This window comes from Aminivibrio pyruvatiphilus (assembly GCF_004366815.1).
Classification (GTDB): Bacteria; Synergistota; Synergistia; order Synergistales; family Aminobacteriaceae; genus Aminivibrio; species Aminivibrio pyruvatiphilus.
The window spans coordinates 40,888-54,878 of sequence record NZ_SORI01000017.1; the positions used below are offsets into that span (position 1 = coordinate 40,888).

Here is a 13,991-nt window from a genome sequence, read left to right on the forward strand (position 1 = left end):
GAAAACACGCTCCTGTCAAAAACAAGTTTCGTAAATCAGCGATTCATTACACGAGGAGGAAAATAGCCATGCCGGAAATCACAAGGTGGTCCCTTGTGCAGCTGGAGTTCCCCGAGGACTGCAATATCATCCTGGGGCAGAGCCACTTTATCAAGACGGTGGAGGATCTTTTCGAGGCCCTCGTAACCTCTTCGCCATCCCTCCGTTTCGGAATCGCCTTCTGCGAAGCTTCGGGAGACTGCCTCATCCGGAGGGACGGAAACGATGAAGATCTGGTGGCAGCGGCCACTGCGAACGCGGAAAAAATAGCCTGCGGGCATTCATTCTTGGTGGTTCTCCGGAACGGCTATCCCATCAATGTCCTCAACAGGATCAAGGACTGCCAGGAGGTTTGCCGGATTTTCGCCGCCACCGCGAACCCGATACAGGCTATCGTGTGCGAGAGCGCCCAGGGGAGAGGTATCGCCGGTGTTATCGACGGCTTTGTTCCCAGGGGCGTGGAAACCGGTGAAGATGAGGAGAAAAGAAAATTTCTCCTCCGCTCGATCATCGGTTACAAAAGGTGACCCTTCCCTGCTCCGGCTGATGTACTTAAAAAGAATTTTTCTTCTTCTGGTTCTGCCGTTCCTGCTTTTCCCCCGCCCGGTTTTCGCGGGGGATCTTGCCATAGGGGTGGAGGACGGATGGATCTGGCAGGTGGCGGTGCTGCCTCCTCCGGAAGGCTGGGAGAGCGAGAGAGGAAAGTCTGCTCTCGGGGCTGTCCGCTATGCAGAGTGGAAGGTGAAGGACAGTGCCGACGGCGTGGCCGGCCGGGACATCCGTTTTTTGAAGGAGGAACCCCTTTCCCGGGGTGACGCTGAGGAGCGTGTAGCCCGCTGGAGGGAAAATGGGATCGCCGCTGTGCTTTCCCTGGGTGGAACCGAAGACGTTTCTGTCCTTCGCCCCCTTCTCGGCAGGTCGGGGCCCGTTTTTCTGTCCGCCTACGGCGAGGGAAGCGACATCGGCGAAGGAGGGGTTCCCCTTCCCATGATGTTTGCCCTGGATCTCTACAGGGACTTCCGGATCGCGGCTTTTGCTGAATATGCAAAGAGGACTCTGGGCCCGGCATCCGGGGTGGCAATCCTCGGAGACCGTTTCGACCCCTCCCTGGAACGTTTTGCCAGAAACCTGGGTGACATGCTGTCCTCTTCCGGCTATTCCGTCAGCCACTTCTGGCTGCCGGGAGCGGGGCCTGATTCTTTCCGGATGATCGAAGCCGAGGCCATATCGGAAGGTGCGTCCGTTCTTGTGTCCTGGGCAGGTTCCATGGTCGTCCGGGATATCTGGAGAGCAGTCCGGAGAAAAGAAGGAGCATTTCGGATATGGTACGGAGGGGAACCCGGGCGGATCCTTCTTTCCTTTAACGGCATCATCGCAGCAGACCAGAACGTTCCCCTCGTGCGTGACCGGACTTTCGTCACCCTTGGGCGGGAAATTTGGAGGCGAACCAGGACGGTTGTCAAGGATGAGAGCGCCGCCGGCAGGGCCTACGCTGCATGCGATTGGATCTTCGAGGGTTTCCGAAGGGCAGGATCCAAGGATCCGGGACCCCTTGCGAGAGCCATGGAGTCCGTTTCGGGCATAGCTCTCGGTTCTTCAACCCTTTCGGTCAATCCTGCAACCCACCGTCCCTTTGCCAGGGAAGCCGCCATTCTTGAGGTGGACAACCGGGCGTTCCGGCTGGTTGATTTTTTCCAGGTCACCGGCCCGGAATATTTACCATGAGGAAATGTCGCTGTTTTCAACCATTGAGGAGGATGACAATATGAAATTGCGGGACGTGGTACAGAACATACGGGCAGAAGTGCTGTACGGAGAGGAACTGCTCGACTCCATCGATATCGAGTGCGCCTACGGCGCCGACCTCATGAGCGACGTGCTGGCCTTCGCCCGTCCGGGATCCCTTCTCCTCACCGGATTGACGAACATCCAGATTGTCAGGACCGCCCAGATGCTCGACCTCCCCGCGGTGGTTTTCGTCCGCGGTAAGAAACCCCAGGAGGCGGCAGTGAAGCTTGCGTCTCAGATCAAGATGCCGGTGCTTCTGTGCCAGATGAGCATGTTCGAGACGTGCGGCCTTCTCTTCGCAAAAGGAATTCTGCCCTGTCATATACCTGACAGAGGGGTGTAGAGCGTGGGGCAGGAGCCGTACGTCGAAGAGTACACCATCCAGGCGGGGGATTTTACCGCTATCGGCGAAGCCTCCACGAAATTCCGGGCGACCCTCAAGATGCTCGGAATTCCCTCGGAAGTTGTCCGGAGGGCGGCGGTGGTGGCCTATGAAGCTGAGATGAACGCCATGATCCATGCAGGTGGCGGGACTCTCCGAATGACGGTGGCATCGGATCATCTGGAGATCATGGCTGCGGACCAGGGGCCGGGCATTCCCGACGTGGCCCTGGCCATGCAGGAAGGATATTCCACCGCTTCGGACGAGATCCGGGAACTTGGGTTCGGGGCGGGCATGGGATTGCCCAATATCGAACGGAATTCCGACGGGATGAACATCGAGACGGAAGTGGGGATCGGAACGATCCTGACAGCGAGAATCAACTTTCCGGGACAGTGAGCTTTCCACCCGTCATGAACGGCATTCAGTACTGGAATGACACGAAGGAGTGGTGAAGGTGTCCGGAGGAATTAGGGTTCGTGAGGCCCGGTGCCGAGGGTGCGCCAACTGCATAAAATCGTGTCCCACCGAAGCGATCCGGGTGATCGACGGGCTGATACGCATTATCCCCGACCTCTGCATTGACTGCGGGGAATGCATACGAAGCTGCAGGGACAAGGCCATCACCGTGAACGAGGATGAATGGGATCTCCTCCGGTCCAGGGAAGGACTGATTCTCATGGCCGACCCGACCTTTTACGTGCAGGTGGGCGCTTATTCCCGCCCGCGGCTGATGAAAGAGGCCCTGGAATTTCACGGGCTCAGGGACATTGCCGAGTTTGCATCAATAGCGTTTGACCTTGCGGCATATGCTTCGGCTGCCATTATCAGGGAAGGGGGAGACAATCTTCCCTACATCTCCACCTACTGTCCTGCCGTCATCAGGCTCATCCAGATCAACTTTCCCGAACTCGTGGGGAGGATCCTCCCGGTGGAATCTCCCCTGGAGACTGCGGTCACCATCTGGAGGAACGCCACGGGCGGAAAGGAAAAAGTGACCCTCGTCGCACCCTGTCCCGCAAAGGCGACTCTCGTCCGGAATCCCGTGGGGAGAGGGAAAAGCTCTCTTGAGTACGTGGTGAGCGTAAAAAAGGTCATCCGCGACCTTCTCGCCTACAACGTCAAGGTCACGGGTACGAAGACCAGGGCTATCAGCAGGCGGTGGCTGCTCTGGTCCATTACCGGCGGGGAGGCCAGGCACATTTCGTCCTTCTCCGACAAGGGGCTGACTTCCGTCGCCGTTTCGGGCCTGCGGAATACCATGGACCTGCTCAACGAGCTGGAGCTCGGTCGGCTCGGGGGAGTGGACTTTATCGAGTGCAGGGCCTGTGACCTCGGGTGCATTGGTGGAACGGGAACCTACGAGTCCCGGTTCCTTTCCCAGCTCCGCCTGGAGAACATCGAGACGGAGTGGCTTCCCTCCCACGAGGAGATGGAAGAAATCCGCTCCTGGTACGACAAGGGAATATGGCGCCTGGATAATCCCATCCAGGTTAAGGAGCGGCTGCCCCTTTCCCAGGACCTGGGAGAGGCCATGGCCAAACTCCGGGAGATGGACGCCATCTATGCCGGGTTACCCCACATCGACTGCGGTTCCTGCGGACGCCCCTCCTGCCGGGCCCTGGCGGAGGATATTGTCCGCGGGCAGGGAGACGAGACGGACTGCATCTTCAAGCTGAGGGAGCGGATTACCGCCCTCAGCGGGGAGATACGGTCCCTTTCCTCCAAGCTTCCCCACACCCTTCACCCCTCGGGAAAAAGGAGGCAGGGAACATGAAGATTTCCGACATTACAGAGCTTCTCGGTCTCACGGTCTATTCCACCGGAGATCCGGCCAGGGAGCTCGGAGGCGTCATTACAGGAGACCTGCTGAGCTTCATCATGGCGGAGGCCAGGGAAGGATGGCTCTGGATAACCATACAGGTTCATCTCAACGTGGCGGCGGTAGCGGTGCTGAAAGAAGTTCCCTTCGTTCTCACCGCGTCAGGGAGAAAGCCCGAAAAAGACCTTGTGGACCGCTGTCTTGCGGAAGGCATCACCCTGGCAGGCACTGACCTGTCATCCTTCGAGGCCGCCGGGCGGCTCTGGGAGGCCGGCCTGGGAAGGCCGTCATGAGTCTTTCCCCCTTCTGGGTGGACCTTCATCTTCACACAGTCCTCTCTCCCTGCGGAGAGCTGGAAATGGGGGCTCCGGAGATCGTGGCGGCCTACAGGAAGGCGGATATCGCCCTCTGCGCGGTTACCGACCATAATGCGTCGGATAACGCGGAAGCCGTGGCCGGCGCCGCAGGAGTCAGCCCGGTCGTTCTCCCGGGGATGGAAGTCCAGACTGCCGAAGATATTCATATCGTCGTGATATTCCCCGGTCTTTCTGAGGCCGGGGATTTTCAGGCGTGGCTTTGGAAGAAAATGCCGCCTGTGGCAAACCGTCCGGAAATTTTCGGAGACCAGCTGATCATCAACAAGGACAACGGCATTACCGGAGAGCAGGATATTCTACTTGTCCAGGGAGCGGGATATTCCGCCGACGAGACGGCGGAAGAGGTCCGGAGCAGGGGAGGCCTTGTCATCCTCGCCCACCTGGACAGGCCGTCCTTTTCCTACGAGGCGGTTCTCGGTCCTGTGCCGGACGATTTTCCCTGCCACGCCCTGGAACTTTCCCCCGCCGTTTCCCACCGCGAATTCGCCCGATGGAGAGAGCGATATCCGGACCGGGTCTTCATCCGTTCTTCAGATTCCCACAGGCTTACCACCATCTCCCGGGACAGATGCACCGCCATGATGCTCGAATCTCCATGCTTCCGGGAAATTGAACTGGCTCTCTGCGGTCAGGAGGGACGCTCTGTAGTCTGCCCCTGGGGTGACGGTTTGTCGTGGCGCCGTTCCAGTTCGGCGTAGATTTCCCTGGGGCTCACGCCTGAAGCAAGCAGGGCCGCCTCGAGGTGGTAGAGGAGGTCCGCCGCCTCGCATATGGTCTCCTTCCTGTCTCCGGCCGCCACGGCGAGGGCGGTCTCAACCCCTTCCTCACCGACCTTCTGTGCCACCCTCCGCAGTCCCTTTGAAAGGAGCCGGGCGGTGTAGCTTTCAGCCGGGTCGTCGAGACGCCGTTTCTCCAGGTATCTCCAGAGAACCCCCGGAAAGGTGCCCCTCCCTTCGCAGGGGGGTGTGAGGAGCTTGTGGAAACACGACCGCTCTCCCGTATGGCAGGCGGGCCCGGCCGGTTCAACCATGGCGAGAAGAGCATCCCCGTCGCAGTCCAGCCGGAGTTCCTGGAGGGCGAGGGTGTTGCCGCTTGTTTCCCCCTTCTTCCATATCTCATTCCGTGACCTGCTCCAGAAGGTCATCATGCCCGAGGAAAGGGTGGTTTCCAGGGATTCCCTGTTCGCCCAGGCCATCATGAGTACCTCACCTGAAAGCACGTCCTGCACGATGACGGGAACCAGACCGTCGCTGCCGAATTTCACATCGTCCAATGAGAATGCCACGTCCTATCACCTCGACGGGCGGACGGGAACGCCCCGTTCCGCAAGATAGCGTTTCAGATCCGGGATGCGTATCTCCCCGAAATGAAAGATGGATGCCGCCAGGGCGGCGTCGCTTCCTGCCCGGAATGTGTCCAGGATGTGCTCCATGGATCCCGCTCCGCCTGAGGCGATGAGGGGAACGGAGACCATTCCCGAAACGAGGGCGTTGAGCTCGTCGTCGTAGCCTGTTTTTACACCGTCCCTGTCCATGGAGGTCAGCAGAATTTCCCCGCACCCCCTGCGGACGCCTTCGCTGATCCACTCCAGGGCATCCAGACCTGCAGCGGTTCTTCCTCCGTCAATAAAGACCTCCCACTTTCCATTTCCGCATCGCCTTGCGTCCACCGCCAGGACTACTGCCTGCTTTCCGAGCAGGGCGGCGCATTCTCCGATAAGGGAAGGATTGCGGACCGCGGCAGAGTTCAGCGAGATTTTGTCCGCCCCGAGGGTGATAATGTCCCTTGCCTGTTCCACCGAGGAAATTCCGCCTCCCACGGTGAAGGGGATGAACAGAGCGTCGGCCACCGCCGAAACCCAGGCGGTCATTGTTTTCCTGCGTTCCGCCGAGGCCGTGATGTCGAGGAAAACCAGTTCATCGGCTCCTTCCGCCATGTAGGCCGCAGCCATCCGGGCAGGATCGCCGGCGTCCCTGAGGTTCACAAAGTTCACTCCCTTGACCACTCTTCCCTCCTTGACGTCCAGGCAGGGGATGATTCTTTTCGTCAGCATGCCGAAGCCTCCTTCAGGGCGTCCTCGAGCCGCATCGTTCCATCGTACAGTGCCCTGCCCAGAACGGCGCCGGCCATCCCGTCCCGGGCAAGGGCGTGGATGTCCTTCAGGGACGAAATGCCCCCGGCGGCGATAACGGAAATGCCGGGGAAAGAGGTGCTCAGCCTCCGGTACATTTCCCGGTCAGGCCCCGTTCCCGTTCCATCCCTATGGACGGCGGTGACAAGAAAGAGGGAAAAACCCGAAGCTGTCAATCCTTCCACGAGCCGTTCCGGGGAGAAGTTCGCCGTTTCCTGCCAGCCGGAGACGGCAACCCGGCCGTTCCGGATGTCTACCGCAGGGATGACTCTGGCCCCGTACCGGCTGAAGAATGCTTCCGCCCCGGCGGGGTCAGAAGCGAACAGGCTCCCTGAGTAAACTCTTTCTGCCCCCGCTGAAAAGGCTGCGTCAAGGTTTTCCGTCGTCCGGAGACCTCCGCCGTATTGGACCCTGAGTCCTGCGTCCAGCAGCGTTCCGATGACGGAAAGGTGGCAGGGGAATCCCTTCTTCGCCCCCTCGAGGTCGATGACGTGGATCCACTCCGCTCCCGCTTCCCGGAAAGAGCGGGCCGTTCCCGCGATGTCGGAGCCGAACACCGTCCGTTCCTCGAAACGCCCTTCCCGGAGGCGGACGATCTCTCCTTCGAAAAGGTCCATGGCCGGGTAAATTTCCATCACGGGACCTCCTTCGCAATATGGGCGGCAACTCCGGAAAGAAGAGCCAGGCCCGCCCGGCCGCTTCGTTCCGGGTGGAACTGGAACCCGGCGATCCTTCCCCTGAGAACCATGGAGGTGAAGGATACTCCTCCGAGGGAGGTGTGCCCCGCGGCAAAGGCGGAATCAAACAGGGCGTAGCTGTGAACGAAGTAAAAATATTCTCCGGAGGAAACCGCAGGGGAGAATTCCGGAGGATTTCCCGTCCATTCCACCGAGTTCCACCCCATGTGGGGGATTTTCTCCGCTTCAAGAATGCGGATTTCTCCCGGTATGAGTCCCAGCCCGGGATGGATGCCTTCCTCGAGGCCCCGTTCGCAGAGGAGCTGCATGCCGAGGCAGATGCCGAGAAGAGGTTTTTCTTCCGCGGCCCAGGCGATGAGGCGGTCCGCCCAGCCGGACGCCCTGAGTCTTGCCGATGCGGGGCCGAAGGCCCCCACTCCGGGAAGAACGGCCAGTGAGAATTCCGGCGTGAGTTCCGCCGGGGAGGATAGAAGCCTGGCTTCCTCCCCGAGGGAGCTGAAAGCCCGGCGGACGTTGCCTGTGTTGCCCACCTGGTAGTCGACGATGGCGATCATGCAAAGGTACCCTTTGTGCTTTGTAGGTTCTCCGCCGGGAGGAACGCTTCTCTCAGGGCCCTTCCCGCACCCTTGAAAAGGGCCTCGGCGAGATGGTGGGCGTTGTCGCATGCGAGGGCCTGGGCGTGGAGGGTGATCCTGCTCTCCCTGCAGAAGGCCTTCCAGAATTCCGGGATGAGTTCCAGGTCAAAGTCGCCGCACTTTTCTGCCGGGAAAGTACCCTTCCACTCAAACTGCCCCCTGCCGCCCAGATCCGCCGCGGCCAGCACGAGGGAGCCGTCCATGGGGAGGGCGCACCATCCGTAACGCTTTCTCGGTGCTACCGCCGCCGCCATGCCGAAGGCCCGTCCCAGGACGATGCCCAGGTCCTCGGTGAGGTGATGCCAGTCTACCTCCTCATCTCCGCTCGCCTCCGCCACCAGCCCCATGCCTGCATGGAAGGCGAACAGCTCCACCATGTGGCGGAGAAAACCGCAGGAAACCGTAACCCTGACTTCCCCTCCCTCGGGGAGAAGTTCCAGGGAAATCACCGTTTCTTTCGTTGTCCGCTCCAGCTTCACTGTCATGGTCGTTTCTCCTTCACAAGGGAGGCTATTTTGTTCATTACCGACTGTATCTCCTTCCACCTCAGCGCCGTACTTTTCCTGCTTGCCACGAGCCTCAGGGAAACGTCGCACACGTGCTCCAGGACTTCCAGGCTGTTTGCCCTGAGGGTGCTGCCCGTCTGGACGATGTCCAGGATGCAGTCGCTCAGGCCGAGCTTGGGGGCCAGCTCGATGGAGCCGTGGAGGTGGATGATGTCCACCTGCGCTCCCCGGGCGGAGAAGTGCCCGTCCGCGATGCGGGGGTATTTCGTGGCAACCTTCAGTCCCATGAGTTCAGAGGCGTGTCCCCGGAATCGTTCCGCCTGGCTCCTTGGTCCGGCCACCACCACGGAACACCTGCCGGACCCCGTGTCCAGCAGCTCCACCACAGGCATGGCGCTTTCAAGGAGGACGTCTCCCCCGGCAAAGGCCAGATCCGCCGTTCCATAGCTCACGTACAGGGGAACGTCGGAAGGCTTGGCGAGGATATACCGGAAATCGCCCGATTCGATGACGAGTTTTCTTCCCGGGGAGGCGAGCCCGTCGCAGGGCAGTCCGGCTCCGGAGATCATTTCCACGGCATCGGAAAATACCCGGCCCGTGGGAAGGGCTATGGTGAGCATCACAATGCTCCTCCCTTTCCGGCAGGGGAGAGAGTATAGGCCGTCCCCGAGGCAAGGTCGATCCATGAGCGGCATCCCCGTTTTTCCGCTGCCTGGAGGGATGCGCTCCTGTCGCTGTTCCAGTTCATTTCAAGCCTGGTTCCGTCGGAAGAAAGATCTGCAGCCCTCCGGAGGGCTTCCTCGGGGGAAAGGCCGCCCGCCCACGCCATTACCGGAGAACGGCGGGACCTGAAGCTGGAGAGTGACGCCGCCTGCTCCAGGTCGAGCGCGAACCCCATGGCCTGCCCTCTCAGGCCGCAGGACGAAAGAAGCCTGTCGTATCGCCCCCCGCCGCCGAGAGACCGGCCGGACTCCCATGAATAGACCTCGAAAAGGGGACCGCTGTAATAGCCCGGATCCCTGACAAGGGAAAGGTCGATGGAGATCCTGTCTCCGAAGCCCTGGCTCTCCAGGGTCGCCGCAGTGGTTTTGAGGGCCGAGAGGGGCGCTCCCCTGCCCCAGAGTTTTTCCGCCTCGGCCAATACCGAGATGTCCCCCCGGAGGCGGGGGATGGCCGAGAGGATCGTCCGGTAAAAGTCGGGGATGTTTCCTCTCTCGAGTACGGCGAAATAGTCGGGAAGGCTTCCTTTCCTGAGAGCGTCGGCTAGTCCCTCCGCAGAGGCGGATTCCGCCGATGCAAGGGCCCTCTGGAGAAATGTAGTGTCGCCGAGGGCGATGGTCGTCCGTTCGAGCCCCAGGGCGTCGAGAACCCGGAGGAGCAGGGAGAGCATTTCGGCATCGGCGCCTTCTCCTTCCCAGCCGAGGAGTTCCGCCCCGATCTGGAAAGATTCGATGGACGTTCTCGGGGGAGCGGACTTCATATACACCCGGTCGCAGTAGCAGATGCGCAGGGGGCGTTCTTCCGGAGCGTAATGGGACGCAAGGTAGGCGACCGCCGCAAGGGTGATGTCTCCCCTCAGGCAGCACGGTTCGCCGTAGGGCGTGGTCAGGGCGACGAGCCTCGACCTTACCTGGGACGGCAGCTTGTCCCAGGCCGATTCAAGGAGCTGGAGGCCTGACGGAAGAAAGGGGGAGTACCCCCAGTTTTCGAAGAAGGAGAGAAATATCCTTCTGCACTCCTCCATGGCGGAAGCGAGCTCCCCGCCTACGTTGACGCAGCCTCTGGGCAGTCTGTTCACCATGATCCGGCTCCCGGCAGGATTGTCTTCATGAGCTTTTCCTCGCTTTATTAAAGTGATGTATTAGAGTGTTGAGATGATGACCTCAAGGATGGTATCATTATATCCACCGGGTGTAAAGCTGCAGAAAAATCATTCTTCTGCAGCCCGGGGGGAAGGGAGGATAATCCGTGGCGAAGGGAGAAAAGGGGAGATACGTTTGTTCAGCCTGCGGAGCGGCTGCCGTCCTCTGGACGGGGAAATGTCCCTCCTGCGGCGAATGGGGGGCCCTGGAGAAGGAACCTGACGCTCCCGTTCCCGGGGCGCCTCTCCGCTCTTCCCGGGCGTCCAGGGTGGACGTTGCCTCCGTGGTTCCCCCGGAAAGGATACCTGCCGGACTGGAGGAATTGGACCGGGTTCTCGGCGGGGGATGGGTCCCGGGTGGTGTTTTTCTCCTTGGAGGAAAGCCGGGGATCGGGAAATCCACCCTGCTTCTCCAAACCTGCGGGATGATGGCATCGGCCGGAAACAGGGTTCTCTATATTTCCGGAGAAGAATCGGAATCCCAGGTGGCCCTGAGGGCCCGACGGCTTGGCTCGGCATCGGGGGGCCTGGACCTTTTCTGCGACAGTGACCTGTCTGCCGCCCTTTTCTGCCTGGACGGCCATCGCTTTTTCGTGGTGGACAGCGTCCAGGCCATGAGGGCCGACGGAGCGGAAGGGTGGGCGGGAAGTCCCGGCCAGGTCCGGGCATCGGCCCAGATGTGCATCGCCGCCGCCAAGGACCGGGGCATCCCTGCCGTCCTGGTGGGCCACATCACCAAGGAAGGCAGGATTGCGGGCCCCATGCTCCTGGAGCACATGGTGGACGGTGTACTGACCTTCTCGGGGGACGACTATTCTCCGTACAGGATGCTCCGGGCGAGCAAGAACCGTTTCGGAAGCACCGACGAACTCGGGGTCTTCGAGATGGGGGAGAACGGCCTTTTTCCGGTGAAGGACGTGAGCGGCCTGTACTGGAACAAGGCGGAGGAGTCGGTTCCCGGTGTGGCCATGACGGTGGTCCTGGAGGGTACTCAGCCCCTGGTGGCGGAAATTCAGTCTTTGGCGGCCGCAACGGCTTTTCCCTACCCGAAGAGGACGGGGAGGGGAATCGACCTGAACAAGATACAGCTCTTCACCGCCGTGCTGGAAAAGCGGTGCGGAACAGGATGCGGCCTTTTCGACATTTACGTGAACGTGGCGGGAGGGCTCGCCCTCCGGGAGCCCGGGGCCGACCTTGCGCTCTGTGCGGCCCTCGCTTCGGCGGTACGTGATGTTTCCCTCCCTGAAAAATGCGTTTTTCTCGGGGAGGTGGGTCTGGCGGGAGAAGTACGGCCGGTGGTGCGGCTTGCCAGAAGGCTCCATGAAGCGGCACGGCTGGGTTTCACCAGGGCTGTGGTCAGCTCCAGGGAGGAACTGGCGGCGAAGAAAGCCCCCATAGACATTGTGAGGGCGGCAACACTGAATGATGCCCTGAAGGCGGTGATGAGATGAACAGGAAGATTCGGACATGCTGGGGCGCCTTTTTTGCGGCTTTCCTGCTTTTTCTCCTTCCGGTGCCGGCGGCGGCTTTTGTGCTTGCCGCATCCCTGGAAGGAACGGTGGGCATCTCCATGGAAAAGTTCGCGGGAGACGTTCTGGACAGGGCTGCCAGGGAGGAGGCGGCAATGGTGGTCTTTCGGCTGGACACTCCGGGGGGCCTGGTGAGTTCCATGAGAGGGATCACCGCGGCGATACTGGAGTCAAAAGTTCCGGTGGTGGTATGGGTTTCGCCGAGCGGTGCGAGAGCGGCCTCTGCAGGAGCCTTCATACTCCAGGCGGCCCATGTGGCGGCCATGGCGCCGGGCACCAACGTGGGCGCGGCCCAGCCTGTGATGGCATCCGGGAAGGACGCTCCCGACACGGACATGAAAAAGAAAATAACCAACGATCTCGCCGCCCAAATCAGGTCTCTTGCCCAGCTGAAAAAGCGGAACGCTGACGTGGCTGAGAAGATGGTCACCGAGAGCCTCTCCATTACGGCCGAGGAGGCCCTTTCTCTCGGAGTGGTGGACCTCGTGGCATCCGACGTGGAATCCCTTCTGCTCGGCCTTCGGGGAAGGGAGGTTGCGGTGGGCACCCGGACGGTGTACCTCGATCCCCCTTCCGGCCCGCCCGTCGAGGTGTCCATGAGCCTGAGGGAGAGAATTCTCCAGTTTATCTCCAGCCCGGACATCGCGTACCTCCTCCTGACCGCGGGGGTGCTGGCGATTATTTTCGAGGTCATGTCGCCGGGGGGCTTTGTCCTCGGAACGGCGGGAGCCGTCATGGTCCTTCTTGGGGCCTTCGGCCTCCGGATGCTTCCTTTCAACTGGGCGGGCATCATCCTTCTTGTTGCAGGCGTGGGCGTTCTGGTTCTCGACCTGCTGGTGGGAGGAATCGGTGTGCTCAGCCTGTTCGGCCTCGCGGCCCTTGTCACCGGGGGGCTCATTCTTTTCCGTGCTCCGGGAGGTGAACTGTTGAACGTGTCCATGAGCTTCATCGCAGGAATGTCCATTGCCCTGGGGCTTTTCTTTTTTGCCGCTCTCTACCTGGTTCTGCGGTCCCTGAAACGGAAAACCTCTTCCGGCAGGGAGGGGATGATCGGCATGGAAGCGGAAGTGGTGGAGGACCTGGCGCCCGTGGGGCTTGTCAAGTGCCGGGGAGAGATATGGAGGGCCAGGAGCGGTGACGGTGCTTCCATACCCCGGGGAAGAACGGGAAGCGTTGCAGCGGTCCAGGGAATGACCCTGGTCATAGAAGAAGACGGCGGGAAGGTCCTTCCGGCCGGGGGAAGTTCGGAAAAAACAGCAGATTAAAAAGGAGGAGAACCCATGATTATCGACGCAGTGGAAATGATTCTCAGCATAGGCACGTCCTTCGGATTCCTTCTCATCGCGGTGTTCATCCTGGCATCGGCGGTGAAGGTGGTGCCCGAATACCAGCGGGTGGTGGTCTTCCGTCTCGGGAGGCTGGTGGGGTCCAAGGGACCCGGCATCGTCCTGGTCATTCCCGTCATCGACAGGGTGGTCAGGGTTGACCTGCGCGTCGTGACCCTGGACGTTCCCGTCCAGGAGGTCATCACGAAGGACAACGTTCCCATCAAGGTGAATGCCGTGGTGTATTTCCGGGTCATGGACCCGGCTTTCTCCGTGGTGGAAGTGGAAAACTACATTCTGGCCACGAGCCTCCTCTCCCAGACGACCCTCCGTTCCGTGGTGGGTTCGGCGGACCTTGACGAGGTCCTCTCTTCGAGGGAGAAGATCAACAGCGAGCTCCAGAAGATCATCGACGAGCGGACCGATTCCTGGGGCATCAAGGTCAGCGCCGTGGAAGTCAAAGAGCTGGAGCTGCCGGAGAGCATGAAGCGGGCCATGGCGAAGCAGGCGGAAGCGGAGCGGGAGCGGAGGGCGAAGATCATCAACGCCGAGGGAGAGATGCAGGCAGCCCAAAAGCTCAGCGAAGCGGCGAAGCAGATGGAGACGTCCCCCATCACGCTGCAGCTGAGGTACCTCCAGACGCTCCGGGAGATCAGCGGGGACAAGAATTCCACCACCATATTCCCCCTGCCCCTTGATCTTGTGAAGCCCTTCATGGACAGATTTTTCAGGAAGGATGAAGCGTAAGGCGGGGAAAAGCTGTCATGGATGAAGGCCGTTCCGGGTGGCTTTTTCTCCCCCGGAACGGCCTCTTTTGGTATATAATGCCTGAAAAGGCCGGTTCGTTACGGAAAGAACGGACAGCTGAACGACCGACGCCCGGGCTGACGGTTTTCCG

The 13,991-nt window shown here is 60.7% G+C and carries 17 protein-coding genes; 10 read left to right on the plus strand and 7 right to left on the minus strand.

The window, feature by feature from the left end; all coding sequences use genetic code 11:
- Nucleotides 1–68: 68 nt before the first annotated feature.
- The 7 genes from C8D99_RS11570 to C8D99_RS11600 are packed head-to-tail and all read left to right on the plus strand — an operon-like array spanning nucleotide 69 to nucleotide 5,106.
- Nucleotides 69–566 carry an adenosine-specific kinase gene (locus tag C8D99_RS11570; protein WP_133958447.1) on the plus strand — a complete coding sequence of 166 codons (498 nt, stop codon included), beginning with the start codon at nucleotides 69–71 and terminating at the stop codon, nucleotides 564–566.
- 19 nt (nucleotides 567–585) lie between these two features.
- Nucleotides 586–1,764, plus strand: coding sequence for an ABC transporter substrate-binding protein (locus C8D99_RS11575; protein WP_166670162.1), 1,179 nt, complete (start codon nucleotides 586–588; stop codon nucleotides 1,762–1,764).
- Between the two features lie 40 nt (nucleotides 1,765–1,804).
- The gene (locus tag C8D99_RS11580; RefSeq protein ID WP_133958451.1) at nucleotides 1,805–2,170 is read left to right on the plus strand and encodes a DRTGG domain-containing protein; all 366 of its coding nucleotides are present in this window, start codon (nucleotides 1,805–1,807) and stop codon (nucleotides 2,168–2,170) included.
- 3 nt (nucleotides 2,171–2,173) lie between these two features.
- Complete coding sequence (locus C8D99_RS11585) at nucleotides 2,174–2,608, plus strand: ATP-binding protein (RefSeq protein WP_133958453.1); 435 nt, start codon at nucleotides 2,174–2,176, stop codon at nucleotides 2,606–2,608.
- A gap of 58 nt (nucleotides 2,609–2,666) precedes the next feature.
- Nucleotides 2,667–3,986: a [Fe-Fe] hydrogenase large subunit C-terminal domain-containing protein gene (locus C8D99_RS11590; protein ID WP_133958455.1), complete on the plus strand. Its 1,320-nt coding sequence runs from the start codon at nucleotides 2,667–2,669 to the stop codon at nucleotides 3,984–3,986.
- Nucleotides 3,983–4,324, plus strand: a complete 342-nt coding sequence (locus tag C8D99_RS11595) for a serine kinase (RefSeq protein ID WP_133958457.1) — start codon at nucleotides 3,983–3,985, stop codon at nucleotides 4,322–4,324. The genes C8D99_RS11590 and C8D99_RS11595 overlap by 4 nt, the downstream gene beginning before the upstream one ends.
- Complete coding sequence (locus C8D99_RS11600; RefSeq protein WP_133958459.1) at nucleotides 4,321–5,106, plus strand: PHP domain-containing protein; 786 nt, start codon at nucleotides 4,321–4,323, stop codon at nucleotides 5,104–5,106. The genes C8D99_RS11595 and C8D99_RS11600 overlap by 4 nt, the downstream gene beginning before the upstream one ends.
- Here C8D99_RS11600 and hisIE read toward each other — a convergent pair.
- From hisIE to C8D99_RS11635, 7 genes are read right to left on the minus strand one after another with little or no spacing between them, the layout of a single operon-like run.
- Entirely contained in the window at nucleotides 5,037–5,693 is a 657-nt protein-coding gene (gene hisIE / locus C8D99_RS11605; protein WP_133958460.1) for a bifunctional phosphoribosyl-AMP cyclohydrolase/phosphoribosyl-ATP diphosphatase HisIE, read from the minus strand. The two genes, C8D99_RS11600 and hisIE, sit on opposite strands and share 70 nt — an antisense overlap.
- 6 nt (nucleotides 5,694–5,699) lie before the next feature.
- On the minus strand, nucleotides 5,700–6,461 hold the full coding sequence (hisF, locus tag C8D99_RS11610) for an imidazole glycerol phosphate synthase subunit HisF (RefSeq protein ID WP_133958461.1): 762 nt from the start codon (nucleotides 6,459–6,461) through the stop codon (nucleotides 5,700–5,702).
- Nucleotides 6,455–7,174, minus strand: a complete 720-nt coding sequence (locus C8D99_RS11615; RefSeq protein ID WP_133958462.1) for a 1-(5-phosphoribosyl)-5-[(5-phosphoribosylamino)methylideneamino]imidazole-4-carboxamide isomerase — start codon at nucleotides 7,172–7,174, stop codon at nucleotides 6,455–6,457. The genes hisF and C8D99_RS11615 overlap by 7 nt, the downstream gene beginning before the upstream one ends.
- Nucleotides 7,174–7,791 (minus strand): imidazole glycerol phosphate synthase subunit HisH, encoded by a 618-nt coding sequence (gene hisH / locus C8D99_RS11620; protein WP_133958463.1) that lies wholly within the window; start codon nucleotides 7,789–7,791, stop codon nucleotides 7,174–7,176. Before hisH ends, C8D99_RS11615 begins: the two co-directional genes overlap by 1 nt.
- Entirely contained in the window at nucleotides 7,788–8,357 is a 570-nt protein-coding gene (locus tag C8D99_RS11625) for an imidazoleglycerol-phosphate dehydratase (protein WP_133958464.1), read from the minus strand. Before C8D99_RS11625 ends, hisH begins: the two co-directional genes overlap by 4 nt.
- A complete protein-coding gene (gene hisG, locus C8D99_RS11630; RefSeq protein WP_133958465.1) occupies nucleotides 8,354–8,998 on the minus strand; it encodes an ATP phosphoribosyltransferase in 645 nt (214 codons plus the stop codon). The genes C8D99_RS11625 and hisG overlap by 4 nt, the downstream gene beginning before the upstream one ends.
- Nucleotides 8,998–10,179 (minus strand): ATP phosphoribosyltransferase regulatory subunit, encoded by a 1,182-nt coding sequence (locus C8D99_RS11635; protein ID WP_133958466.1) that lies wholly within the window; start codon nucleotides 10,177–10,179, stop codon nucleotides 8,998–9,000. The genes hisG and C8D99_RS11635 overlap by 1 nt, the downstream gene beginning before the upstream one ends.
- A 167-nt stretch (nucleotides 10,180–10,346) precedes the next feature.
- Here C8D99_RS11635 and radA point away from each other — a divergent pair, with 167 nt between their 5' ends.
- The 3 genes from radA to C8D99_RS11650 are packed head-to-tail and all read left to right on the plus strand — an operon-like array spanning nucleotide 10,347 to nucleotide 13,840.
- Complete coding sequence (gene radA, locus C8D99_RS11640) at nucleotides 10,347–11,690, plus strand: DNA repair protein RadA (protein ID WP_133958468.1); 1,344 nt, start codon at nucleotides 10,347–10,349, stop codon at nucleotides 11,688–11,690.
- Nucleotides 11,687–13,033: an NfeD family protein gene (locus C8D99_RS11645; protein ID WP_133958470.1), complete on the plus strand. Its 1,347-nt coding sequence runs from the start codon at nucleotides 11,687–11,689 to the stop codon at nucleotides 13,031–13,033. The genes radA and C8D99_RS11645 overlap by 4 nt, the downstream gene beginning before the upstream one ends.
- 15 nt (nucleotides 13,034–13,048) lie before the next feature.
- Nucleotides 13,049–13,840, plus strand: coding sequence for a slipin family protein (locus tag C8D99_RS11650; protein WP_133958472.1), 792 nt, complete (start codon nucleotides 13,049–13,051; stop codon nucleotides 13,838–13,840).
- Nucleotides 13,841–13,991 lie beyond the last annotated feature (151 nt).